The following is a 20,976-nucleotide window of genomic DNA, read 5'->3' on the forward strand; positions in this document are numbered from 1 at the left end:
GAATGTCTGTAATGTCTTATATCGACAGTATTAATGCAGCAATGAAAGAAGAAATGGAAAGAGATTCACGGGTTTTTGTGCTCGGAGAAGACGTTGGGAGAAAAGGCGGCGTGTTTAAAGCAACTGCCGGCCTCTATGATCAGTTCGGTGAAGAGCGGGTCATGGATACGCCGCTTGCAGAGTCAGCCATTGCAGGTGTCGGGATCGGCGCGGCAATGTACGGTATGCGCCCGATTGCAGAGATGCAGTTCGCAGATTTCATTCTCCCTGCAGTCAACCAAATCATTTCGGAAGCGGCGAAAATCCGCTACCGCTCAAACAATGATTGGAGCTGCCCGATGGTGATCAGAGCGCCATACGGCGGAGGCGTTCACGGCGCATTATATCATTCTCAATCAGTAGAAGCTATTTTCGCCAATCAGCCAGGACTTAAAATTGTCATGCCTTCAACTCCTTATGACGCAAAAGGGCTTTTAAAGGCTGCGGTCCGCGATGACGATCCGGTGCTGTTTTTCGAGCATAAGCGTGCATACCGCCTTATTAAAGGAGAAGTTCCGGCTGAGGATTATGTTCTGCCGATCGGAAAAGCCGATGTCAAACGCGAAGGCAGCGATATTACCGTCATTACGTACGGATTGTGTGTCCATTTCGCTTTGCAGGCAGCCGAACGGCTTGAAAAAGACGGAATTTCTGTACACGTATTAGACTTGCGTACAGTTTATCCGTTAGATAAAGAGGCCATCATCGAAGCGGCTTCTAAAACCGGAAAAGTGCTCTTAATCACAGAGGATACAAAAGAAGGCAGCATCATGAGTGAAGTCGCGGCCATTATTTCTGAAAACTGCCTATTTGATTTAGACGCGCCGATCAAGCGGCTGGCAGGTGTTGATGTTCCGGCAATGCCTTATGCGCCGACGATGGAAAAATACTTCATGATGAATCCTGACAAAGCGGAAGCCGCAATGAGAGAATTAGCGGAGTTTTAAAGACGTAAGGAGGTTTTTGACATGGCGATCGAACAAATGGCGATGCCGCAGCTTGGAGAGAGCGTAACGGAGGGGACGATCAGCAAATGGCTGGTTTCTCCCGGAGATCAAGTGAATAAATATGACCCGATCGCAGAGGTCATGACAGATAAAGTAAATGCAGAGGTGCCTTCCTCTTTTTCCGGCACGATTACCGAGCTTGTAGGAGAAGAAGGCCAAACTCTTGCAGTCGGAGAGATTATCTGCAAAATTGAAACAGAAGAAGCGCAAACGGCAGAGGCGCCGAAACAGAGCGAAGCTGAGCAGAAAACATCTGCTGAAGCCGAGCCGCAGTCCTCAGGCGGAGGAACATCAAATAAAGCGCGTTTTTCGCCGGCAGTCCTCAGATTAGCAGGAGAACACGGCATCCGGCTTGAACAAGTTGAAGGAACGGGAGCCGGCGGAAGAATCACAAGAAAAGACATTCAGCGGATCATTGATTCAGGAATGCCGCAAAAAACAGAAGCACCGGCAGCCTCTGTTCAGCAGCCGAAAGAACCGAAGCAAGAGCAAAAGCAAGTGCAATCCCCTGTACCGGCATCCGGAGATATTGAAATTCCGGTGACAGGCGTCAGAAAAGCCATCGCATCCAATTTGCACAAAAGCAAAACAGAAATTCCTCACGCCTGGACGATGATGGAAGTCGACGTCACAAACATGACGGCGTACCGAAACAGTATAAAGGATACATTTAAACAAACAGAGGGTTTCAATTTAACGTTCTTCGCTTTCTTTGTAAAAGCGGTCGCGCAGGCTTTAAAAGAGTTCCCGCAGATGAACAGCATGTGGGCCGGAGATAAAATCATTCAAAAGAAAGATATCAATATCTCTATTGCCGTCGCTACAGAAGATTCTCTGTTTGTCCCGGTCATTAAGCGGGCTGATGAGAAAACAATTAAAGGCATTGCCAGAGAGATAACAGATCTCGCGAAAAAAGTGAGAGACGGAAAACTCACGGCCGAAGATATGCAGGGCGGTACATTTACCGTCAACAATACGGGATCATTCGGCTCCGTTCAGTCAATGGGCATCATCAATCATCCGCAGGCCGCGATCCTTCAGGTGGAATCAATCGTCAAGCGTCCGGTTGTCATGAATAACGGGATGATTGCTGTGCGCGATATGGTTAATCTTTGCCTGTCCTTAGACCACAGAGTGCTCGACGGACTCATTTGCGGCCGTTTCCTCGGACGTGTGAAACAAATTTTAGAAAATATCGATGAAAAAACATCAATATACTAAAAAAATCTCCTTTTGCCCCAGCGGCAAAAGGAGATTCTTTTATTTCAATTCTGTATTTTCTTCCGGAACAAGCATACATATATGCTGTTTCAGCACCTCGATCGTGCAAGGCGATTTTCCGTACACCTCACCGTCCGTATCCGCATTCATCTCGCGCCCGGTTTCGATCTCAACCCGCGAGGCTTGAATATAGGACAGCTCCCCTGAGAAATCATCAAATGAACCTTGCTCCATTGTCATCAGCTCCCGTAAAGCGGAAAGGCTTGTATTGCGGCAGATTAAGATATCAGCCAAGCCGTCCTGAAGGTTTGCATCAGGCAGGGGAACCCGGTTTGTGCCGATATAATGCCCGTTCATCACAAGCAGCATGACGGCCTCGTCCTCTTTCACTTTTCCATCTATCGTCAGCCTGACGGAAAACGTGTTCGAGTTTGTCATCGTCCTCAACGCGCTTGTCAAGTAGCTGATTTTTCCGAAAAGCGCTTTTTCTGTTTCGTTGATATGGCTGGAGGCTTCGGTGATCAGCCCGATACCCCAAAAATTCAGGAAAAAGCCGTCATCCGTTTTACAGACATCAATATTCCGTCTTTTTCCGGATACGAGCGCTTCAGCGGCCTTTTGAAGGTTTTGTGGTATGCCGAGCGCTCTTGAAAAATCATTACACGTTCCTCCCGGCAAAATGCCGACAGCCGGCCTGTGATTAAGCGTGCTGATGCTGTTGATGCATTGGTGAACCGTTCCGTCACCGCCCAGAATGAATAATACATCGACCGAGCTGTCAAGGTCCTCACAAAACTGCCGTGCGTCATTCGGGTGTTTAGTCGGTTTAATCAGAAGCTCATCAACTGATTGGGCTAATATGGGAACGACCGTGCCGAGTGTTTTTTCTATCTGTTTTTGACCTGCGTTTCCGTTATAGATTAAAACAGCTTTCCGTTGGCTCATACAACTGCTCCTTTGTCTCAGTCAATCTCTTTATCACGTTTCCCGTTTTTGAATGGTCATAAACTGTCATCCGAAGCATAAAAGTGAGAAAAACAATGGCAAATGAAGCGGTGTGATTTGCCGATACGGCAGGTTCCTTGCTATCATAAGAAGAGATGACGAAAAAGGAGAGGTCCCACTTGAATATGGATTTTAATTTATTTATGAATGATGTTGTGCGTCAAGCCCGCCAGGAAATTACGGCGGCCGGTTATACGGAGCTGAAAACAGCTGAGGAAGTGGACGAAGCGCTTTCGAAAAAAGGAACGACGCTTGTCATGGTCAATTCAGTGTGCGGATGCGCAGGCGGCATTGCAAGACCTGCGGCATACCATTCCGTTCATTACGATAAACGCCCGGATCAGCTCGTCACGGTATTTGCCGGACAGGATAAAGAGGCGACAGCGAAAGCGAGAGAATACTTTGAAGGCTACCCGCCGTCTTCTCCGTCATTTGCTATTCTAAAAGACGGAAAAATTATGAAAATGGTCGAACGTCATGAAATTGAAGGACACGAACCGATGGCTGTCGTGACAAAACTGCAAGAAGCATTTGAAGAATATTGTGAAGAAGTATAAAGAAACACGAACCCCGAAGCCTGGAGCTGAGGGGTTTTTTTGCGTTGAGAATGCATAAATATTAATGCTTATTCACGTTACGCCCGACAGTAATCTATTTTTAAATCTATTGCAATAATAAATATAGAAAGGGATAGGTATTTTTTAAAAATAGTATTGCATAACAATTAAAAAGTGTTTAAAATACAAATTAACGAATAAATATTCAAGTTTACGAGAGAAAAAGATATGGGGGAAAATGATCATGAAAAAATGGCTGTTGGTATTGATTGCCGCATGTATCACTTTTGCGCTGTCGGCCTGCGGATCGGGCAATTCGGACTCAGGAGACGGAAAGAAAAAACTGATTATGGGTACATCGGCTGATTATAAACCGTTTGAATATAAAGATGGAGATAAAATCGTCGGATTTGACGTTGATTTGGCAAAAGCTTTGGGCAAAAAGACGGGGTATGACGTTGAAGTGCAGGATATGGACTTTAACAGTCTGATTACTGCACTGAAATCAAAGCAGGTTGACATGATTTTATCAGGAATGACACCTACACCGGAACGAAAAAAACAAGTTGATTTTTCTGATATTTACTATACCGCTAATAATATGATCGTTACGAAGAAGGGAAGCAGCATCAAATCCCTGAAGGATTTAAAAGGCAAAACCATCGGCGTTCAGCTCGGTTCCATTCAAGAGGAAAAAGGAAAACAGCTTTCTTCTAAATACGGCTTTCAGCTCGAAGACCGCAACCGCATTTCAGACTTAACCGAGGAAATCAAATCCGGGCGTTTCGATGCCGCGATTATTGAAGACATCGTAGCGCAAGGTTATTTCAGCTCAAATAACGATTTGCAGGGCTTTACGGCCGAGGATGCAAAATCAGACGAATCCGGCTCCGCAATTGCGTTCCGCAAAGACAGCGATGTAACAGCGAAATTTAACAAAGCGCTCAAAGAAATGGAGAAAAACGGAGACATCGAAAAACTGAAGAAAAAATGGTTCAGCAACGAGAAATAAAAGAAAGCTCAACTTTTCGTTGAGCTTTTTATCGTGAATGAAGATAAAGGAGATAAAGCGTATGAATTTGGATTTCTCAGCGACAATACCCCAAATTCCTTTTATATTAGAAGGCCTCGCGATTACATTAAAAATTGTACTCGTCTCAGCAGTGATCGGCCTTATATTAGGAATTGTGCTCAGCTTGTTTAAAATCAGCACATTCAGTCCGCTTAAATGGATTGCAGATTTTTATACTTCAATATTCCGCGGCACGCCGCTCGTGCTGCAGCTGATGATCATTTATTTCGGAATGCCTCAGCTGCTCGGTTTTCAGATTGACCAATTTTGGGCGGCGGTCACGGCATTATCGCTCAATTCTGCCGCTTACGTCTCTGAAATTATCAGGGCCGGAATTAACGCGATTGACAAAGGCCAAAAAGAGGCGGCTGTCGCCCTTGGCGTGCCGTACGGAAAAATGATGAAAGATTTGCTGCTGCCTCAGGCGTTTAAAAATATTTCACCGGCAATCATTAATGAATTAATCACATTGACGAAAGAATCGGCGATCGTCACAGTCATCGGTCTCGGCGACATTATGAGACGGGCTTATCAAGCGGGAGCGGCGACATACAACTATTTGGAGCCCCTCATCGTGGCCGGTTTAATCTATTATGTGCTCGTGCTGATTTTAGCGTTTATCGGCAAAGGCGTAGAAAGGAAGCTGAAAGCCAATGATTAAAGTTGACAAGCTGTCAAAATCATTTGGAAAACATGAAGTGTTAAAAAATATCTCGACACAGATAGGCGAGGGGGAAGTCGTAGCGGTAATCGGGCCTTCAGGTTCAGGGAAATCAACATTTCTGCGCTGTTTAAACCTGTTGGAAAAACCAAGCGGCGGAACGATTACGATTAAAGAAAAAGAAATTACGGCTGCTAAAACGAATACGCTGAAGGTGCGGGAAAATATCGGAATGGTCTTTCAGCATTTCCACCTGTTTCCCCATAAAACGGTACTGGAAAATATCATGTACGCGCCTGTAAACGTGAAGAAGGTTTCAAAAAAGGAAGCGGAGGAAAAGGCTTGCGCGCTCCTTGAAAAAGTCGGACTGCTTGAGAAACAAAACGACTATCCGAACCGTTTGTCAGGAGGCCAAAAGCAGCGTGTCGCCATTGCTCGGGCTCTTGCCATGAACCCTGACATCATGCTGTTTGATGAACCGACCTCAGCTCTTGATCCGGAAATGGTAAAAGAAGTGCTTGAGGTTATGAAAGAGCTTGTTGAAACGGGCATGACCATGGTCATCGTTACGCATGAAATGGGTTTTGCCAAAGAAGTGGCCGACCGCGTATTATTTATGGACGAGGGAACAATAGTGGAAGACGGACCGCCAAAGGAATTTTTTCTTTCTCCGAAGTCGAAAAGAGCACAGGACTTTTTAGAAAAAATATTATAAAATAAAACTGTGAGAAAAGAAGAAGGTTATATCTTCTTCTTTTTTATTGAGAAAGAAACAACAGAATGGAGTCAGCAATGTTTAAAATTGGTTATCGCACACTAAAGACGGCACTTGGAACGGCATTGGCCATTTATTTAGCCCAGCAGCTGCATTTGCAAAACTTCGCATCCGCAGGCATTATCACCATCTTGTGCATACAAATTACGCAAAAGCGGTCACTTCAAGCATCATGGGCCCGATTTGCCGCCTGTTTATTGGCGATCGTCTTTTCTTATGTCTTTTTTGGACTGATCGGGTATCAACCGTTTGTGATCGGAATATTGCTGGTGCTGTTCATTCCGACTACCGTCGTCTTGAAAATTAACGAAGGAATCGTCACCAGCTCAGTTATTATTCTTCATTTATATATGTCCGGGGGCATTACGATGTCGTTTATCTGGAATGAGTTTCAGTTAATCACCGTCGGCATCGGTGTCGCGCTTTTAATGAACCTGTATATGCCCAGCCTGGACAGAAAACTCGCTGCGTACCGAAAAAAAATCGAGGATAACTTCGCTGTCATTTTTGCCGAAATCGAGCGTTATTTGTTAACTGGTGAGCAAGATTGGACCGGGAAGGAAATACCGGAAACGCACCAATTGATTCAAGAGGCGAAAAACTTGGCCTATCGTGACGTGCAAAACCACATCATGCGCCACGAAAATCTTTACTATCATTATTTTAAAATGAGACAGAAGCAATTTGAAATCATTGAGAGGCTGCTGCCGAAGATTACATCTATTTCAATGACCGTAGAACAGGGAAAAATGATCGCCCATTTCATTCAGGAATTAAGGGAAGCCATTCACCCGGGGAATACGGCCCATAAATTTTTAAAAAGACTTGCTGAAATGAGAATGGAATTTGAAGAAATGCCGCTCCCGGCAACACGCGAGGAGTTTGAAGCCCGGGCGGCATTGTTCCACCTGCTCGGTGAGATGGAACAATACTTGGTCATTAAAAGTTATTTTAAAGGCATTAAGCTGCAAAAAACACTTGGATAATCGCATGAGCTCCTCCTTCATTGGTCATTCTAATGAAAAAAGGAGGAGCTCATGCGATTTTTTTTATGCTCAATTGCCTTATTGATGTCCCCGCTCTGGCCGCTTGGCGCAAATCCATTGCCGGGTGATCCTTATATCATCGTCAATAAAACAACCAACGCACTGGCCGTTGTGAAAGACAATAAGATAGAAGGTATTTATCAGGTGGCAACGGGAAAAACAGATGATTTGACGCCGGAGGGTGAGTTTACGGTTACGGTCAAAGCCGTTAATCCGTTTTACCGAAAGAAAAACGTAAAGGGCGGAGCGCCTGAAAACCCGCTCGGAGTCCGCTGGATCGGCTTTGACGCCAAAGGAACTGACGGTAGAATGTACGGGATTCATGGGACGAACAGAGAAGAGCTGATCGGCGGGTTTGTATCAAACGGATGCATACGCATGAGGAACCGGGACGTCATTCACGTATTTCAGATCATCCCTGCCGGAACAAAGGTATTCATTACGAAAGACAGCCGTTCCTTTGAGGATATAGCAAAAGAGCGGAAAGCCCTCATAAAAAAGCAGGAAATACCCGTTCAATGAGGTGCCTGCTTTTTTATTGCAAATACATAATGATGCCTGAGAGGACTGTTGACAGTATAAAAACGCCCAAAATGACGATGACTGCGCTTTTCATGAATTTCTGGGACATCGTTTCACTCCTTATCTTTACTGTCTACATTTTAACGTGTTTTGTGTGTATGAACAAGCCATATCCTATGGCAGAAAGCAGGTCTGTCCTATGAAAAAACTTGATCATATCGGCATTGCCGTCTGCTCCGTTGAAGCTGCAAAAGAGTTTTACAAACGTATGCTGGGGCTGAAGGATTTGGGAGATGAACTGGTTGCGGAACAAAAGGTGAAAGTCTGTTTTTTGGAGGCGGGAGAAACAAGGATTGAACTCATTGAACCCCTGTCTGATGACGGCCCGGTCTTTTCATTTTTGCAAAAAAGGGGCGAAGGGCTGCATCACCTCGCATTTCAGTGCGGCGATATAACGGAGACGATAAAGGAATTTGAAGCATCACACATGACGATGATTCACAAAGAGCCGCAAACCGGGGCCGGCAGGAAAAGAATCGCGTTTCTTTCTCCCCGGGAAACGAACGGGGTCCTGATTGAGCTTTGCGAAACAATTGAAAAAGGAGAACCTCACGATGAGCATGAGTGACCATATCAGAAACTTAAATGAAAAACGTTCCCGTTTAACAAATGGCGGCGGAACCGTCAGAAATGCAAAACAGCATAAAAAGGGCAAGCTGACGGCAAGAGAGAGAATTACATATTTATTGGACAAAGACAGTTTTTCAGAGCTCCACCCATTCGCAGAAAGCCGCATACCGGGGCTTCAAAGCGCAGCCGGAGACGGTGTCATTACCGGATACGGCACGATTGAAGGCCGGCCCGTCTATTTGTTTGCCCATGACTTTACTGTGCTTGGCGGTACGCTTGGTGAAACACATGCGAAAAAAATCGCTGCGGTGATGGATCTTGCGGCGAAAAATAAAGCCCCGATGATCGGTCTGAATGACTCAGGTGGTGCGAGAATTCAAGAGGGTGTGGTATCATTAGATGGATACGGTCATATCTTCAGGCGCAACGTCCTTTACTCAGGGGTGATCCCGCAAATCTCGGTCATTTTAGGGCCTTGCGCGGGCGGCGCCGTTTACTCTCCCGCCCTGACAGATTTTATCTTTATGGCGGAAAACACGTCGCAAATGTTTATCACAGGCCCGAAAGTGATTGAGCATGTAACGGGTGAGCAGATTGACGCGGAAAGCTTAGGCGGTGCGGGAATACATAATGTCATAAGCGGAAACGCCCACTATTCGGCAAAAACGGAAAAAGAGGCGCTTTCCGCAGTAAAAAACCTGCTTTCTTATCTCCCGTATGGCGCAGAAGCACCTTCCCCTGCCAAAAAGGAAGACGTCAGGCCGTTATTACACACCCTCGTTCCCCCGGACAGCTCGAAGCCTTACGATGTGTTACACGTGATCAAAGAGCTGGCGGATGACGGAACGTTTTTTAACATTCAGCCGTATTTTGCCAAAAACATTGTTGTCGGTTTTCTGAAGCTCGGCCGGCGCACAGTGGGCGTTGTCGCAAGCCAGCCGAAACATTTGGCGGGAAGCCTGACGATTGACGCCGCTGATAAAGCGTCAAGATTCATCCGTTTTTGCGATGCGTTTCATATTCCGCTGTTAACGATAGCAGATGTCCCCGGGTTTCTGCCCGGCGTTCAGCAGGAGCACGGCGGAATTATCCGGCACGGAGCGAAATTGCTGTATGCTTTCGCGGAAGCGACCGTTCCGAAAGTAACGCTGATCATCAGAAAAGCTTACGGCGGAGCTTATGTCGCCATGAATTCGAAAGCGATCGGAGCAGACCTTGTATTTGCCTGGCCTAATGCAGAAATTGCCGTCATGGGAGCGGAAGGAGCCGCTTCGATTTTATACGGCAAAGAAATTAAAGCTTCTGATGACCCGGAAAAAACAAAACGCGAAAAAACAGCCATATACCAAAAGGAAAACTCAGGCCCGTTCAGAGCCGCAGCCTGCGGAATGGTGGATGACATCATCAGGCCGGAAGAGTCGAGGAAAAAATTGATTCAAGCATATGACATGCTTGCGCATAAGGAAGAGGAAAGACCGAAAAAAAAGCACGGTAATATACCGCTTTAAACGGAGGGAACAGCAAATGGTAAACGAAAAACGCCTGCTCGACGAATTTTTAGAACTCGTTCAAATCGATTCAGAAACAAAACATGAAGCGGAAATCTGCAAGGTGCTCAAACAAAAGTTTACTGATTTAGGCTTGAGCGTAAAAGAAGACGATACAAAAGATGTGACGGGGCACGGAGCCGGCAACTTAATTTGTACGCTGAAAGGCACAAAAGAAGCAGATACGATTTATTTTACATCACACATGGATACGGTTGTCCCGGGTAACGGAGTAAAACCGATCGTAGAAAACGGTTATGTGAAAACAGACGGCACGACCATTCTTGGCGCCGATGACAAAACAGGCCTTGCTGCAATGTTTGAAGCCATTAAAGTGCTGAAAGAACAAAATATTGAGCACGGCACGATTGAATTCATTATTACAGTCGGCGAAGAATCAGGATTAGTCGGAGCCAAAGCGATGGATCGTTCAGACATTACCGCAAAATACGGTTTTGCGCTTGATTCAGACGGCAAAGTCGGCAATATCATTGTAGCCGCACCGACACAAGCGAAAGTAAAAGCGACGATCTACGGCAAAACGGCCCATGCCGGAGTAGAGCCGGAAAAAGGCATTTCAGCCATTACGATTGCGTCAAAAGCGATCTCAAAAATGCCGCTGGGCCGAATTGACGAAGAAACGACGGCAAATATCGGGCGTTTTGAAGGCGGCACGCAAACCAATATCGTGTGCGATCAAGTCGACATCCTCGCCGAAGCACGTTCATTAGTCCCTGAAAAAATGGAAGCGCAAGTGCAAAAAATGAAAGAGGCCTTTGAGTCGGCTGCAGCTGACATGGGAGGACGCGCTGAAGTGGACATAGCGGTCATGTATCCCGGCTTCAAATACCAGGACGGAGACCAAGTTGTAGAAGTCGCTAAAAAAGCGGCGGCGAAAATCGGCCGGCTGAGTGAGCTTCAGACAAGCGGCGGCGGCAGTGACGCAAACGTCATTGCCGGCCACGGCATTCCGACAGTCAACCTGTCAGTCGGCTACGAACAAATTCATACGAAAAACGAAAAAATGCCGATTGAAGAGCTTGTCAAAACAGCAGAAATGGTCGTTGCAGTGATCGAAGTGGCGGCAAACTAAAGACGAAGCACCCAATATGACTTGGGTGCTTTTTTATGCACAAATCTCTTATAAAGATGGTAGATATTTTTTAAGAAAGCAGTGAGAAAATAGGTAAAAAGCAAAAGTCTATTTTAACACTTTTGTCCTTGTTATTTTATTTACATGGCTTTAGAGTAAAGTGCGCTCCGGACTGCTGAAGATTATTAGTAAATGTTATGGTTCTGCCGTCGCAAGTAATCTCCTAAACTTGAACATACAGATTATAAAAGGATGCTTCTACGCAAGATCGCATTCTGTTATGTCTTTTTTGGTGATATATTCTACACCTTAGGGGACACATTTTCCTGGTGCCCATCAAGAAAAACCTGCCGGAATCCTTCCGGCAGGTTTCTGTATTATTTTGCAGGCTCCGCTTGAGCCGCCGTTGCTTTCTTTTTATGATGAGTTTGCTGTAACAGCACGTTTTGCACGGTCAGGAACAATCCGCTTGTAAACCAGTAAAGCGGAAGTGCAGCCGGTACGTTAAGCGAAAAAATCGTCATCATGACCGGGAAGATGAATACCATGATTTTAGCAGACTGCATAGAGGCCGGATTTTGAGCGGCCGGTGAATATTTCGCATTTAATTTTTGAGAAATATAAGCCTGTAAAAAATACATGGCACCCGCGCAAAGTGATACAAGGATATCGGAATGCCCTAAGCTGAACCACAGAAAAGAGTGCGAAGCGATTTCCGGTGTCGAACGGATGGCGTAATAAAAACCGATCAGAATCGGGAATTGCACCAGCATCGGAAGACAGCCCATCGCCATCGGATTCAGATTGTGATCACGATACAGCTTCATCATTTCCATCTGAAGTTCTTTTTGTTTCTCAGGATCTTTGTTTTTTTTCATTTTTGCCTGAATGCTGTCTACCTGCGGTTTAATCACAGCCATTTTTTCCTGGAACATCCGCTGCTTTTTAAACTGGTTCACGAACAAAGGCAATACAACAATACGGACGATAATCGTCACAAGAATAATCGACAGTCCGTATTCACCATGGAACAGGCCGGCCACTCCTTTTAACAGTGCGGAAAACGGCTCAATCAGGTAATGATGGAAAAATCCGATATTCCCGAGTCCTCCCGTCTGAGTCTGAGCTGTTGCGGCAAAAGCCGACTGGCCTGTGCACAGCACGATGAAAAATAGTCCGAACGCAATAAGTTTTTGATATGTTTTAGACAATCATAATTCCTCCTTTTAATCATTGCTTTGTGTTATAAAAGGAGGAGGCTGACATCTTCATCATCATTCGCCGGTGAATTCATGCGGATGACTTTACGTATCCACGTGGTAATGCGATGATATATAATAATAAGAAAGTCTGTTCGGTTCAGCTGAACGACTGCTTGATGTTCATCTATGCGTTTCGTTCTCCAATGCTCGCCTGCACGGCACTCACGTAAAAGAAAAGCGATACCGATCGCAGTCAGAGCGGGAAGAATAATTGTGAAAAAATCGACTAAGAATAAAAAGTCATTCATTGACTCAAGAATCATTTTATCACATCCATTCAGTCCTTATTTTACTATATATATAAGAGGTTGTCTATCGAATGAAAGGGGGGGCGGCGATGACTGGAAAAGGAAGAATTATATTTCATATTGATATGAACAGCTTTTATGCTTCAGTTGAAATGGCGTATGATCCGTCTTTAAGGGGAAAGCCCCTTGCCGTTGCCGGAAACGTCAAGGAACGAAAAGGAATCGTTGTCACTTGCAGCTACGAAGCAAGAGCTCACGGCGTGAAAACCACGATGCCTGTTTGGCAGGCAAAACGCAACTGTCCGGAACTGATCGTGATTCCTCCGAATTTTGACCGCTATCGCAGCTCGTCAAAAGAAATGTTCAGCATCCTCCGTGAGTATACGGATTTAGTCGAGCCTGTCTCTATTGATGAAGGTTATATGGATATAACGGATACGCCGTACAGAAGCCGGGCGTATGAAACGGCGAAAGAAATTCAGGACAGGCTGCAAAAAGAGCTGCTGCTCCCCTCAAGCATCGGCATCGCCCCGAATAAATTTCTCGCAAAAATGGCGTCTGATATGAAAAAGCCGCTCGGTATCACGATTTTAAGAAAAAGGGAGCTGCCGGCTGTATTGTGGCCTCTGCCGATCGAAGAAATGTACGGTATAGGAACGAAAACCGCGGAAAAAATAAAAACACTCGGCATCACTACAATCGGAGATTTAGCAAAGGGGGATGAGTACGCGCTGAAAACGCTGCTCGGCATTAACGGGCCGCGGCTGAAGGAAAAAGCAAACGGCATTCACCATGCGGAGGTTGACCCTGAGCGGATTTATGAATTTAAAAGTGTCGGAAACTCCACAACCCTTTCGCATGACAGCACAGACGAGGGCGAATTATTCGGTGTGTTTGAAAGGCTGGCGCTGTCTGTAAGCGAACGTCTTCAGCGTAAGGAAGTCATGGCCTGCCGGCTGTTTATCATGATCCGTTACGCGGATTGGAAAACAGTCACGAGAAGCATGACCCTTACCAACCCGATTGATCAAAAAAAAGACATTCTGAATGCGGCGATGCAGCTGTTTGAAAAGCATTGGAGTCAGAATCCTGTCAGGCTCCTCGGCATAACCGGCACTGAACTAGTCGAAAAAGAACAGGCTTACAAACAGCTTGATTTGTTTTCGTTCAAAGAGGACGCAAAGGACGAACCGATTTATCAAATGATGAATCAGCTGAATGAGAAGTATGGCTCGAACCTGATCAGAAAAGGCGTCACATTAAAAAAAGAGGAAAGCAAAACAAAAGGGACGAGCTTTAACAGAGACTTTTTTCAGGATGAAAAGAAAAGCTGAATAACTTGAAAAAAGGGGTTATGTATGATAGTTTCTTTAGTATAAATATCATTTTATTTTAATTTAAATTTTAAAATGGTTAAACGTTTGTAGAAGGGACGTTAGAATATGTCAAAACAACAAATCGGAGTTATCGGTCTTGCGGTAATGGGTAAAAATCTGGCTCTTAATATCGAAAGCCGGGGATTTTCTGTTTCTGTGTTTAACAGATCAAGCAGTAAAACGGAAGAGTTTTTGGAAGAGGCAAAAGGCAAAAACGTTGTCGGTACATACAGCATTGAGGAATTTGTCCAGTCTCTGGAAAAACCCCGTAAGATTTTATTGATGGTAAAAGCAGGAACTGCAACAGATGCGACGATTCAATCTCTTCTTCCGCACCTGGAAAAAGACGATATTTTGATTGACGGCGGAAATACATACTACAAAGATACACAGCGCCGAAACAAAGAGCTTGCCGAAAGCGGCATTCACTTTATCGGAACGGGTGTATCAGGCGGTGAAGAAGGAGCGCTCAAAGGGCCTTCTATTATGCCGGGAGGACAAAAAGAAGCGCATGAGCTCGTGAAGCCGATTTTAGAAGCCATTTCTGCAAAAGTTGACGGCGATGCTTGTACGACATACATCGGCCCGGACGGAGCGGGGCACTATGTGAAAATGGTGCACAACGGTATTGAATACGGAGACATGCAGCTCATTTCTGAATCTTACTTCATCTTGAAACAGGTGCTCGGGCTGTCTGCTGAAGAGCTTCACGAAGTATTCGCTGAGTGGAATAAAGGCGAGCTTGACAGCTATCTGATCGAAATCACGGCTGACATCTTTACTAAAAAAGATGAAGAAACAGGCAAACCGCTTGTTGACGTGATTCTTGACAAAGCCGGCCAAAAAGGTACGGGTAAATGGACAAGCCAAAGCGCACTTGACTTGGGCGTACCGCTTCCGATCATCACTGAATCCGTGTTTGCGCGATTTATCTCAGCGATGAAAGAAGAACGTGTGAAAGCGAGCGGCCTTCTGGCTGGACCTGACGTGAAACCTGTTACTGAAAATAAAGAAGAGCTGATTGAAGCAGTCAGAAAAGCGCTCTTCATGAGTAAAATCTGTTCTTACGCACAAGGCTTTGCACAAATGAAAGCCGCGTCTGATGAATATAACTGGGATCTGAAATACGGTGAAATCGCTATGATCTTCCGCGGCGGCTGCATCATCCGTGCTGCATTCCTGCAAAAAATCAAAGATGCGTATGACCGTGAGCCTGAGCTTAATAACTTATTGCTCGACAGCTATTTCAAAAATATTGCAGAGAGCTACCAAGGAGCTCTGCGCCAAGTGATTTCACTTGCCGTAGCCCAAGGTGTGCCGGTACCTTCATTCTCAAGCGCACTTGCGTATTATGACAGCTACCGTACGGCTGTGCTTCCTGCGAACTTAATTCAAGCGCAGCGCGACTACTTCGGCGCGCACACATATGAGCGTACGGATAAAGAAGGCATTTTCCACACTGAGTGGATGAAGTAATAAAACAAAACCCCCGCAAATGCGGGGGTTTTTGTTATGAAAAAACCGCGGCAGTTATGATCAACCGCCGCGGTTTTGCTTTTTTCTTATATGTTCCACCAATGCAAACCGTCCTTCTCCAAAAGCTCATCAGAAGCTTTCGGGCCCATTGAGCCTGCTTCATAGTTTGGAGAGAGTGTTTTGTTTGCCGCCCATGATTCGGAAATCGCATCGACGAAGCTCCAGGAAAGCGCCACTTCATCCCAGTGCGCAAAGTTTGTCGCATCTCCTAACAAGCAGTCGTGAATTAATTTTTCATAGGCTTCCGGTGTATTCATTTCATCACTGCAGTTGCTGCAGTAATCGAGTTTGATAGGCTGAGCGTGAGCGGCTCCGCCTAATTTTTTTGCGTTCAAATAAAGAGTGATGCCTTCATCCGGCTGGATGTGGATAACAAGCAGGTTCGGATTCACATTCGTTTCATTGCCGTAATAAAGGTTCATCGGAATGTCTTTAAACTGAACGACGATTTTCGTTGATTTTTCTTTCATCCGTTTACCTGTGCGGATATAAAACGGAACGCCCGCCCAGCGGAAATTATCGATTAAAAGCTTCCCGGACACGAAGGTTTCTGTGTTTGAATCAGGTGCTACGTTGTGCTCTTCCGTATAGCTCGGCACAGGATTGCCGTCAATGCTGCCGGCTTGATATTGGCCGCGGACGAAGTAATCATCAACTTCATCTGTGGCAATCGGCCGGAGGGCTCTCAGCACCTTCACTTTTTCACTGCGGATTTCTTCAGTGTTCAGTTTAATCGGCGGTTCCATCGCCAAGAGAGCAACCATTTGTAAAATGTGGTTTTGCACCATATCCCGGAGAGCGCCTGATTTTTCATAATACCTCGCACGATCCTCGACACCGAGGTCCTCACTAGACGTAATTTGTATATTTGAGATGTAGCGATTGTTCCACAGCGGTTCGAAAAGCGCGTTGGCAAACCGGATCACTTCTATATTTTGAACCATCTGTTTTCCTAAGTAGTGGTCAATCCGGTAGATTTGATCCTCTGTGAACGCTTCGCGAATTTCTTGGTTAAGTTCCTTGGCGCTTGGCAGGTCATGGCCGAACGGCTTTTCAATCACGAGACGGGACCAGCCTTTTGTCGCTGTAACGCCTTCATTTTTTAGCGATTTTGCGATTGTGCCGAAAAACTCAGGCGCCATCGCAAGGTAGAACATTCTGTTATTCGGAATTTCATATGTATCTTCAAGCTGATCAAGCAGGCCCTTCAGCTCCTGATAGGAACTCGGATTCGTTACGTCAAACGGGTGATAATAAAAATGAGATGTGAAATCATCTATATCTTTTTCTCTTGATGGAGAAACAGACGTTTTAACGGTTTCCCGGAGATCTTCATTTGACCAAGGTCTTCTTCCAACACCTACAACTGCAAACTCTTCACCAATTTGACCATTTTTATATAAACGGTGAATGGATGGGTAAAGTTTTCGTTTTGCTAAATCCCCTGTGGCACCAAATATTACAATCACTGCTTTTGGTTTGTCGTTTGTTTTCACTTAGAGTACCTCACTTTATCTGAAGCATGGTTTAAAACCCCGCATATTTCCTTCATTTTAAATCTAAAATTCGTTGAAAGCAAACATTTCAGCCTGTTTTTTGCGGAATGCTGAAAAAAATGAAGCGGAGCGGCTGAACCCCGATTGAATTCACATTTTCACCCTGATCCTGTATTCTTAGTAGTACAAAGATCTAGGAGGAAGCAATGTGGAATTATTATTTTTAGGGACGGGGGCCGGCATGCCGGCCAAGACGAGGAACGTAACGTCCATCGCGCTGAAACTTCTTGAAGAAAGGCGTTCCGTCTGGCTGTTTGATTGCGGGGAAGCCACTCAGCACCAAATATTACATACAACCATTAAACCGCGGAAAATTGAAAAGATCTTTATCACCCATCTTCACGGCGACCACGTCTACGGCCTGCCGGGGCTTTTAGGAAGCAGGTCGTTTCAGGGCGGGGAAGAGGAGCTGGCCATTTATGGGCCAAAAGGCATAAAAGCGTTTATTGAGACAAGCCTGAAAGTGACCGCGACTCATCTGACATATCCACTTGCCGTCTATGAAATCGAAGAAGGAACCGTATTTGAGGATGATCAATTTATCGTTACCGCCAAACCTGTCATTCACGGCGTAGAGGCGTTCGGCTATCGGGTTCAGGAAAAGGATTTGCCAGGCGCTTTAAAGGCAGACAAACTGAAAGAAATGAACATCCCGCCAGGCCCCGTTTATCAGGACATAAAAAAAGGCGAAACCGTCACGCTTGATGACGGACGAGTCATAAACGGAAAGGATTTTTTGGAACCGCCAAAGAAGGGAAGGATTGTCGCTTTTTCCGGGGATACCAGAGTGTCAGAGCATGTAACAGAGCTTGCGCGTAATGCAGATGTGCTTATCCATGAAGCGACGTTTGCCAAGGAGGATGCAAAGCTTGCCCATGATTATTATCATTCAACGACAGAGCAGGCCGCACAAACTGCAAAGGAGGCCGGGACCAAAAAATTGATTCTGACCCATATCAGCGCCAGGTATCAGGGAGAAGCACCGCTTGAACGATTGCAGAATGAGGCGAAAGCGGTTTTTGAAAACAGTACGGTTGCATCCGATTTTATGGAAGTCATTGTGGAAAAGCCCTAAAAAAGAGCAGTTGACAAGTTTGTTTGTTCATGTATAATAAAGCGTAATTATTACGATTTGTTAGGAGGGAAGATCATGCGGGTAAACGTCACACTGGCTTGTACAGAAACAGGGGACCGAAATTACATCACAACGAAAAATAAACGGACAAATCCAGACCGTCTAGAATTTAAAAAATATTCACCGCGGTTAAAAAGATATACCGTTCATCGTGAAACAAAATAATCGAACAAGAAAAAAAGCCATTGTGCATATCCCACAATGGCTTTTGCTTTTTTAACTAGTTCACTGCCTGATAAGCAGGAGCGTTCAATTGCTGGCGGGCCGCACACCATACATCGTAAATGGCAAGGTGAACAATGTGCGGTTCATCGTGATGAATGGCATGAGAGCTGTTTGTTGCCTGTATCCAGCCGCTCTGATGAGAAAAATTCAGGAGATTTCTGTGCAGCTTGATCCATTGCTGATGTGCTGTCTTTAAACGTTCATTTCGTTCTCCCGAAGATAAAATCAAAAGCGGCATATTGCCTAAGTGGAGCTGCTGCTGCTTGATCTGCCGAAGACTGGCACGGAATTCCGCGTGTGATCCTTCCATCATAAACTGCTTCAAATAGGCGGCTTTCATCTCTTCAGGCAAAAGCGGCAATACTTTTTGTTCCTGATCTTCAGAAGCCGGATCAAGCAGCACCATGCCGATAATATCCCGGCAGTTCCTGCTGGCCCATAGTCTGCTGATAATCGTGCCGTATGAATGAGAGACGACAAGGTACGGAGGCTTTACGCCTGCTTTCAGGAGTAAGGCTTGTAATTCCTGAACCATGTGGTCTGCCGTTCTGCTGTTTGGGCTGTGTCCGCTCTTGCCGATCCCGGCTCTATCGTATGTGAAAACCCCAAATTCTTCATCCACGTCAGCGATTAATGATGTCCATGTCTCAGATGAAGTGCCGTAGCCGGCTTCAAAGACGATCGTCACTTCGCTGGTTCCTTTGCGGCGTTTCGTATAAAACGGACAGCCGTCAATCAGATATGTCTTTTCCATCCATGCTGCATTCATTGGAGTCATCTCCTCTAATTGGTTCTATAGGGAAGACGGAGAACCTTCGGCAATCGTTTCTCACAAAATAAAAAAAGAGACGGCCGAAAGAAAGTTTCCGGCTGTCTCTTCTGTTACCAGGCTCTGTCGTATTGGACGGGCGCAGGTATTTCTGTATTCAGCTGCTTTGCTGCGGTTCTTGCAAAATGCGGGTCGCGCAAAAGTTCTCTGGCAATAAAAATAAGATCGGCGCGTCCGTTTTGCAGAATTTCTTCAGCCATCGTTCCTGTCGTAATCATGCCGACAGCGGCCGTGGCGATTTCGGCCTGCTCGCGGATTTTATCAGCGAAGCTTACTTGATAGCCCGGGAAGACGTTAATATCCGCTTGAACAAGTGCGCCTGAACTGCAATCAATCAAGTCGACGCCCTGTTCCTTCATCCATTTCGCAAAACCGATGTGATCGGCGATGTCCAGGCCCTTGTCTGTGTAGTCAGATGCAGATACACGGACAAATAACGGACCGTCCCACACCTCTTTCACCGCATCAATCGTTTCCCTTAAGAAACGGTAGCGGTTTTCAGGTGAGCCTCCGTATTCATCTGTGCGATGGTTGGACAGCGGCGATAAAAATTCATGTATCAAGTAGCCATGAGCCGCGTGTAGCTCGATAATGTCAAAACCGGCTTCTTTTGCACGCGCTGCAGCTTGTTTAAATTCGTGTATTGTTTCTTTAATTTGCTCCGCACTCATCTCAACGGGTGTGTTGGACTGTTCATCAAAAGGGATGGCTGAAGGAGCGTAAATCTCTCCTTCCAGCTCGGCTTTACGGCCGGCATGCGCAAGCTGAATGCCGATTTTTGAACCCTGTGCTTTGACCTGTTCAGTCAGGTTAGCAAAGCCTTCAACATGCTCATCACTCCAAATGCCTAAATCCTGATCGGAGATACGGCCCTGCGGATTGACCGCACTTGCTTCAACGATAATTAGTCCGACCTGCCCGATTGCACGCGATATGTAGTGCGCCATGTGGAACGGCTGTACTTTCCCGTCCTTTTCATGAGAAGAATACATACACATCGGTGACATGACAATGCGATTTTTAATCGTTACATCTTTTATCGTCCAAGGTGTAAATAATTTTCTGGCCATTTCTTTCGCCTCCCGTAATGTTTTCAGACATTGATTATAACAACTCAATTCTTTCCCGTCATATAAACTGCTCAGGCGGGTATGGGCGTGAGGGCAGCTTTCTTATTTTTGAGGATAGGAGTCATTTTATACATCATAAGCGTGAAGCCGCTGTATTGTACTGGTTTTTCATGCCAATTCATAAAAGGCATTTACAGCCGATCATGTAGAAGATATAAATGATAAACGCACCGAGAACAGCGTGGCCTGCTTTTAACCAGTTAGTGAGAATAAAAATACTGCTGATGAAAATAACTGCCCCGAACGCCCCGAATATTCCATTTTTTTGAGCGGCTCGAAAATCGTCGGCGCTCATGTTTTTCAGCTGCAATTGAATATTCAGTAAAGTCATGATAGGCAATAATGTAATGACACCAGATAAAAATAAGTATTTCGATTTGCTTAAATACGCGGCAGAAACCATAACAGTGCCGCCAATTATAAATTGAACAATAAAATTCATGCTGAAATCTCACCTTCTGTTTGTTGTAAAGTATAATTATGGAGACATTGACATTTTATTTT

Annotated in this window: 23 protein-coding genes; 15 read left to right on the forward strand and 8 right to left on the reverse strand. The window is 45.4% G+C overall.

From position 1 onward, the window contains the following. Positions 1 to 2 precede the first annotated feature (2 nt). A complete protein-coding gene (gene bfmBAB, locus KY305_RS12460; protein ID WP_223062811.1) occupies positions 3 to 986 on the forward strand; it encodes a 3-methyl-2-oxobutanoate dehydrogenase subunit beta in 984 nt (327 codons plus the stop codon). A 21-nt stretch (positions 987 to 1,007) separates the two neighbouring features. Continuing rightward, positions 1,008 to 2,267 carry a dihydrolipoamide acetyltransferase family protein gene (locus tag KY305_RS12465; protein ID WP_223062812.1) on the forward strand — a complete coding sequence of 420 codons (1,260 nt, stop codon included), beginning with the start codon at positions 1,008 to 1,010 and terminating at the stop codon, positions 2,265 to 2,267. A gap of 39 nt (positions 2,268 to 2,306) precedes the next feature. Here KY305_RS12465 and KY305_RS12470 read toward each other — a convergent pair whose 3' ends face one another. Then, positions 2,307 to 3,212, reverse strand: a complete 906-nt coding sequence (locus tag KY305_RS12470) for a YegS/Rv2252/BmrU family lipid kinase (RefSeq protein WP_223062813.1) — start codon at positions 3,210 to 3,212, stop codon at positions 2,307 to 2,309. 179 nt (positions 3,213 to 3,391) lie between these two features. Between KY305_RS12470 and brxB the strand changes: the two genes are divergently transcribed. From brxB to KY305_RS12500, 6 genes are all read left to right on the forward strand, one after another. After that, positions 3,392 to 3,829, forward strand: a complete 438-nt coding sequence (gene brxB, locus KY305_RS12475) for a bacilliredoxin BrxB (RefSeq protein WP_003153223.1) — start codon at positions 3,392 to 3,394, stop codon at positions 3,827 to 3,829. A gap of 244 nt (positions 3,830 to 4,073) precedes the next feature. Further along, positions 4,074 to 4,841, forward strand: coding sequence for an arginine ABC transporter substrate-binding protein ArtP (artP, locus tag KY305_RS12480; protein WP_223062814.1), 768 nt, complete (start codon positions 4,074 to 4,076; stop codon positions 4,839 to 4,841). A 61-nt stretch (positions 4,842 to 4,902) separates the two neighbouring features. Beyond that, positions 4,903 to 5,562, forward strand: a complete 660-nt coding sequence (gene artQ, locus KY305_RS12485) for an arginine ABC transporter permease ArtQ (protein ID WP_223062815.1) — start codon at positions 4,903 to 4,905, stop codon at positions 5,560 to 5,562. Further along, the gene (gene artM, locus KY305_RS12490) at positions 5,555 to 6,277 is read left to right on the forward strand and encodes an arginine ABC transporter ATP-binding protein ArtM (protein ID WP_223062816.1); all 723 of its coding nucleotides are present in this window, start codon (positions 5,555 to 5,557) and stop codon (positions 6,275 to 6,277) included. Before artQ ends, artM begins: the two co-directional genes overlap by 8 nt. 77 nt (positions 6,278 to 6,354) lie before the next feature. Next, positions 6,355 to 7,323, forward strand: coding sequence for an aromatic acid exporter family protein (locus KY305_RS12495; RefSeq protein ID WP_223062817.1), 969 nt, complete (start codon positions 6,355 to 6,357; stop codon positions 7,321 to 7,323). A 51-nt stretch (positions 7,324 to 7,374) separates the two neighbouring features. Next, a complete protein-coding gene (locus KY305_RS12500) occupies positions 7,375 to 7,905 on the forward strand; it encodes a L,D-transpeptidase (protein ID WP_223062818.1) in 531 nt (176 codons plus the stop codon). 13 nt (positions 7,906 to 7,918) lie between these two features. On the opposite strand, the gene prli42 is transcribed toward KY305_RS12500, so the two are convergent. After that, positions 7,919 to 8,014, reverse strand: a complete 96-nt coding sequence (gene prli42, locus KY305_RS12505) for a stressosome-associated protein Prli42 (protein ID WP_156476224.1) — start codon at positions 8,012 to 8,014, stop codon at positions 7,919 to 7,921. A gap of 90 nt (positions 8,015 to 8,104) precedes the next feature. Here prli42 and mce point away from each other — a divergent pair, with 90 nt between their 5' ends. From mce to KY305_RS12520, 3 genes are read left to right on the forward strand one after another with little or no spacing between them, the layout of a single operon-like run. Then, positions 8,105 to 8,533, forward strand: coding sequence for a methylmalonyl-CoA epimerase (gene mce / locus KY305_RS12510; protein ID WP_223062819.1), 429 nt, complete (start codon positions 8,105 to 8,107; stop codon positions 8,531 to 8,533). Beyond that, the gene (locus KY305_RS12515; protein ID WP_223062957.1) at positions 8,526 to 10,043 is read left to right on the forward strand and encodes an acyl-CoA carboxylase subunit beta; all 1,518 of its coding nucleotides are present in this window, start codon (positions 8,526 to 8,528) and stop codon (positions 10,041 to 10,043) included. Before mce ends, KY305_RS12515 begins: the two co-directional genes overlap by 8 nt. Positions 10,044 to 10,059: 16 nt before the next feature. Further along, the gene (locus KY305_RS12520) at positions 10,060 to 11,175 is read left to right on the forward strand and encodes a M20/M25/M40 family metallo-hydrolase (protein ID WP_223062820.1); all 1,116 of its coding nucleotides are present in this window, start codon (positions 10,060 to 10,062) and stop codon (positions 11,173 to 11,175) included. A gap of 377 nt (positions 11,176 to 11,552) precedes the next feature. Here KY305_RS12520 and KY305_RS12525 read toward each other — a convergent pair whose 3' ends face one another. After that, entirely contained in the window at positions 11,553 to 12,386 is an 834-nt protein-coding gene (locus tag KY305_RS12525; RefSeq protein ID WP_223062821.1) for a membrane protein insertase YidC, read from the reverse strand. A 32-nt stretch (positions 12,387 to 12,418) separates the two neighbouring features. Beyond that, entirely contained in the window at positions 12,419 to 12,700 is a 282-nt protein-coding gene (locus KY305_RS12530; RefSeq protein WP_223062822.1) for a hypothetical protein, read from the reverse strand. Between the two features lie 74 nt (positions 12,701 to 12,774). Between KY305_RS12530 and KY305_RS12535 the strand changes: the two genes are divergently transcribed. Beyond that, the gene (locus tag KY305_RS12535) at positions 12,775 to 14,019 is read left to right on the forward strand and encodes a DNA polymerase IV (protein ID WP_223062823.1); all 1,245 of its coding nucleotides are present in this window, start codon (positions 12,775 to 12,777) and stop codon (positions 14,017 to 14,019) included. A gap of 108 nt (positions 14,020 to 14,127) precedes the next feature. Beyond that, positions 14,128 to 15,537 carry an NADP-dependent phosphogluconate dehydrogenase gene (gndA, locus tag KY305_RS12540; protein ID WP_223062824.1) on the forward strand — a complete coding sequence of 470 codons (1,410 nt, stop codon included), beginning with the start codon at positions 14,128 to 14,130 and terminating at the stop codon, positions 15,535 to 15,537. An 86-nt stretch (positions 15,538 to 15,623) separates the two neighbouring features. Here the strand turns inward: gndA and zwf are convergent, their stop codons facing one another. Further along, positions 15,624 to 17,093: a glucose-6-phosphate dehydrogenase gene (zwf, locus tag KY305_RS12545; RefSeq protein ID WP_223062825.1), complete on the reverse strand. Its 1,470-nt coding sequence runs from the start codon at positions 17,091 to 17,093 to the stop codon at positions 15,624 to 15,626. 208 nt (positions 17,094 to 17,301) lie between these two features. On the opposite strand from zwf, the gene rnz reads away from it, so the two are divergent. Beyond that, positions 17,302 to 18,228: a ribonuclease Z gene (gene rnz / locus KY305_RS12550; protein ID WP_223062826.1), complete on the forward strand. Its 927-nt coding sequence runs from the start codon at positions 17,302 to 17,304 to the stop codon at positions 18,226 to 18,228. 75 nt (positions 18,229 to 18,303) lie between these two features. Further along, positions 18,304 to 18,453 carry a 50S ribosomal protein L33 gene (rpmG, locus tag KY305_RS12555; RefSeq protein WP_214798733.1) on the forward strand — a complete coding sequence of 50 codons (150 nt, stop codon included), beginning with the start codon at positions 18,304 to 18,306 and terminating at the stop codon, positions 18,451 to 18,453. A 55-nt stretch (positions 18,454 to 18,508) separates the two neighbouring features. On the opposite strand, the gene KY305_RS12560 is transcribed toward rpmG, so the two are convergent. The 3 genes from KY305_RS12560 to KY305_RS12570 form a co-directional block, all read right to left on the reverse strand. Next, a complete protein-coding gene (locus KY305_RS12560; RefSeq protein WP_223062827.1) occupies positions 18,509 to 19,282 on the reverse strand; it encodes an alpha/beta fold hydrolase in 774 nt (257 codons plus the stop codon). Between the two features lie 113 nt (positions 19,283 to 19,395). Beyond that, positions 19,396 to 20,412 (reverse strand): NADPH dehydrogenase NamA, encoded by a 1,017-nt coding sequence (gene namA, locus KY305_RS12565; RefSeq protein ID WP_223062828.1) that lies wholly within the window; start codon positions 20,410 to 20,412, stop codon positions 19,396 to 19,398. A 178-nt stretch (positions 20,413 to 20,590) separates the two neighbouring features. Continuing rightward, positions 20,591 to 20,914, reverse strand: a complete 324-nt coding sequence (locus tag KY305_RS12570; protein ID WP_223062829.1) for a GlpM family protein — start codon at positions 20,912 to 20,914, stop codon at positions 20,591 to 20,593. Positions 20,915 to 20,976: the final 62 nt, after the last annotated feature.

This window comes from Bacillus sp. YC2 (genome assembly GCF_019891195.1).
In the GTDB taxonomy this organism is placed as follows: Bacteria; Bacillota; Bacilli; order Bacillales; family Bacillaceae; genus Bacillus.

What these genes read in the sequence shown, in the direction of transcription:
- bfmBAB (WP_223062811.1), top strand. Translation starts at nt 3, where the DNA reads ATGTCTGTAATGTCTTATATCGACAGTATTAATGCAGCAATGAAAGAA.
- KY305_RS12465 (WP_223062812.1), top strand. Translation starts at nt 1,008, where the DNA reads ATGGCGATCGAACAAATGGCGATGCCGCAGCTTGGAGAGAGCGTAACG.
- KY305_RS12470 (WP_223062813.1), bottom strand. Translation starts at nt 3,212, where the DNA reads ATGAGCCAACGGAAAGCTGTTTTAATCTATAACGGAAACGCAGGTCAA.
- artP (WP_223062814.1), top strand. Translation starts at nt 4,074, where the DNA reads ATGAAAAAATGGCTGTTGGTATTGATTGCCGCATGTATCACTTTTGCG.
- artQ (WP_223062815.1), top strand. Translation starts at nt 4,903, where the DNA reads ATGAATTTGGATTTCTCAGCGACAATACCCCAAATTCCTTTTATATTA.
- artM (WP_223062816.1), top strand. Translation starts at nt 5,555, where the DNA reads ATGATTAAAGTTGACAAGCTGTCAAAATCATTTGGAAAACATGAAGTG.
- KY305_RS12495 (WP_223062817.1), top strand. Translation starts at nt 6,355, where the DNA reads ATGTTTAAAATTGGTTATCGCACACTAAAGACGGCACTTGGAACGGCA.
- KY305_RS12500 (WP_223062818.1), top strand. Translation starts at nt 7,375, where the DNA reads ATGCGATTTTTTTTATGCTCAATTGCCTTATTGATGTCCCCGCTCTGG.
- prli42 (WP_156476224.1), bottom strand. Translation starts at nt 8,014, where the DNA reads ATGTCCCAGAAATTCATGAAAAGCGCAGTCATCGTCATTTTGGGCGTT.
- mce (WP_223062819.1), top strand. Translation starts at nt 8,105, where the DNA reads ATGAAAAAACTTGATCATATCGGCATTGCCGTCTGCTCCGTTGAAGCT.
- KY305_RS12515 (WP_223062957.1), top strand. Translation starts at nt 8,526, where the DNA reads ATGAGTGACCATATCAGAAACTTAAATGAAAAACGTTCCCGTTTAACA.
- KY305_RS12520 (WP_223062820.1), top strand. Translation starts at nt 10,060, where the DNA reads ATGGTAAACGAAAAACGCCTGCTCGACGAATTTTTAGAACTCGTTCAA.
- KY305_RS12530 (WP_223062822.1), bottom strand. Translation starts at nt 12,700, where the DNA reads ATGATTCTTGAGTCAATGAATGACTTTTTATTCTTAGTCGATTTTTTC.
- KY305_RS12535 (WP_223062823.1), top strand. Translation starts at nt 12,775, where the DNA reads ATGACTGGAAAAGGAAGAATTATATTTCATATTGATATGAACAGCTTT.
- gndA (WP_223062824.1), top strand. Translation starts at nt 14,128, where the DNA reads ATGTCAAAACAACAAATCGGAGTTATCGGTCTTGCGGTAATGGGTAAA.
- rpmG (WP_214798733.1), top strand. Translation starts at nt 18,304, where the DNA reads ATGCGGGTAAACGTCACACTGGCTTGTACAGAAACAGGGGACCGAAAT.
- KY305_RS12560 (WP_223062827.1), bottom strand. Translation starts at nt 19,282, where the DNA reads ATGAATGCAGCATGGATGGAAAAGACATATCTGATTGACGGCTGTCCG.
- namA (WP_223062828.1), bottom strand. Translation starts at nt 20,412, where the DNA reads ATGGCCAGAAAATTATTTACACCTTGGACGATAAAAGATGTAACGATT.
- KY305_RS12570 (WP_223062829.1), bottom strand. Translation starts at nt 20,914, where the DNA reads ATGAATTTTATTGTTCAATTTATAATTGGCGGCACTGTTATGGTTTCT.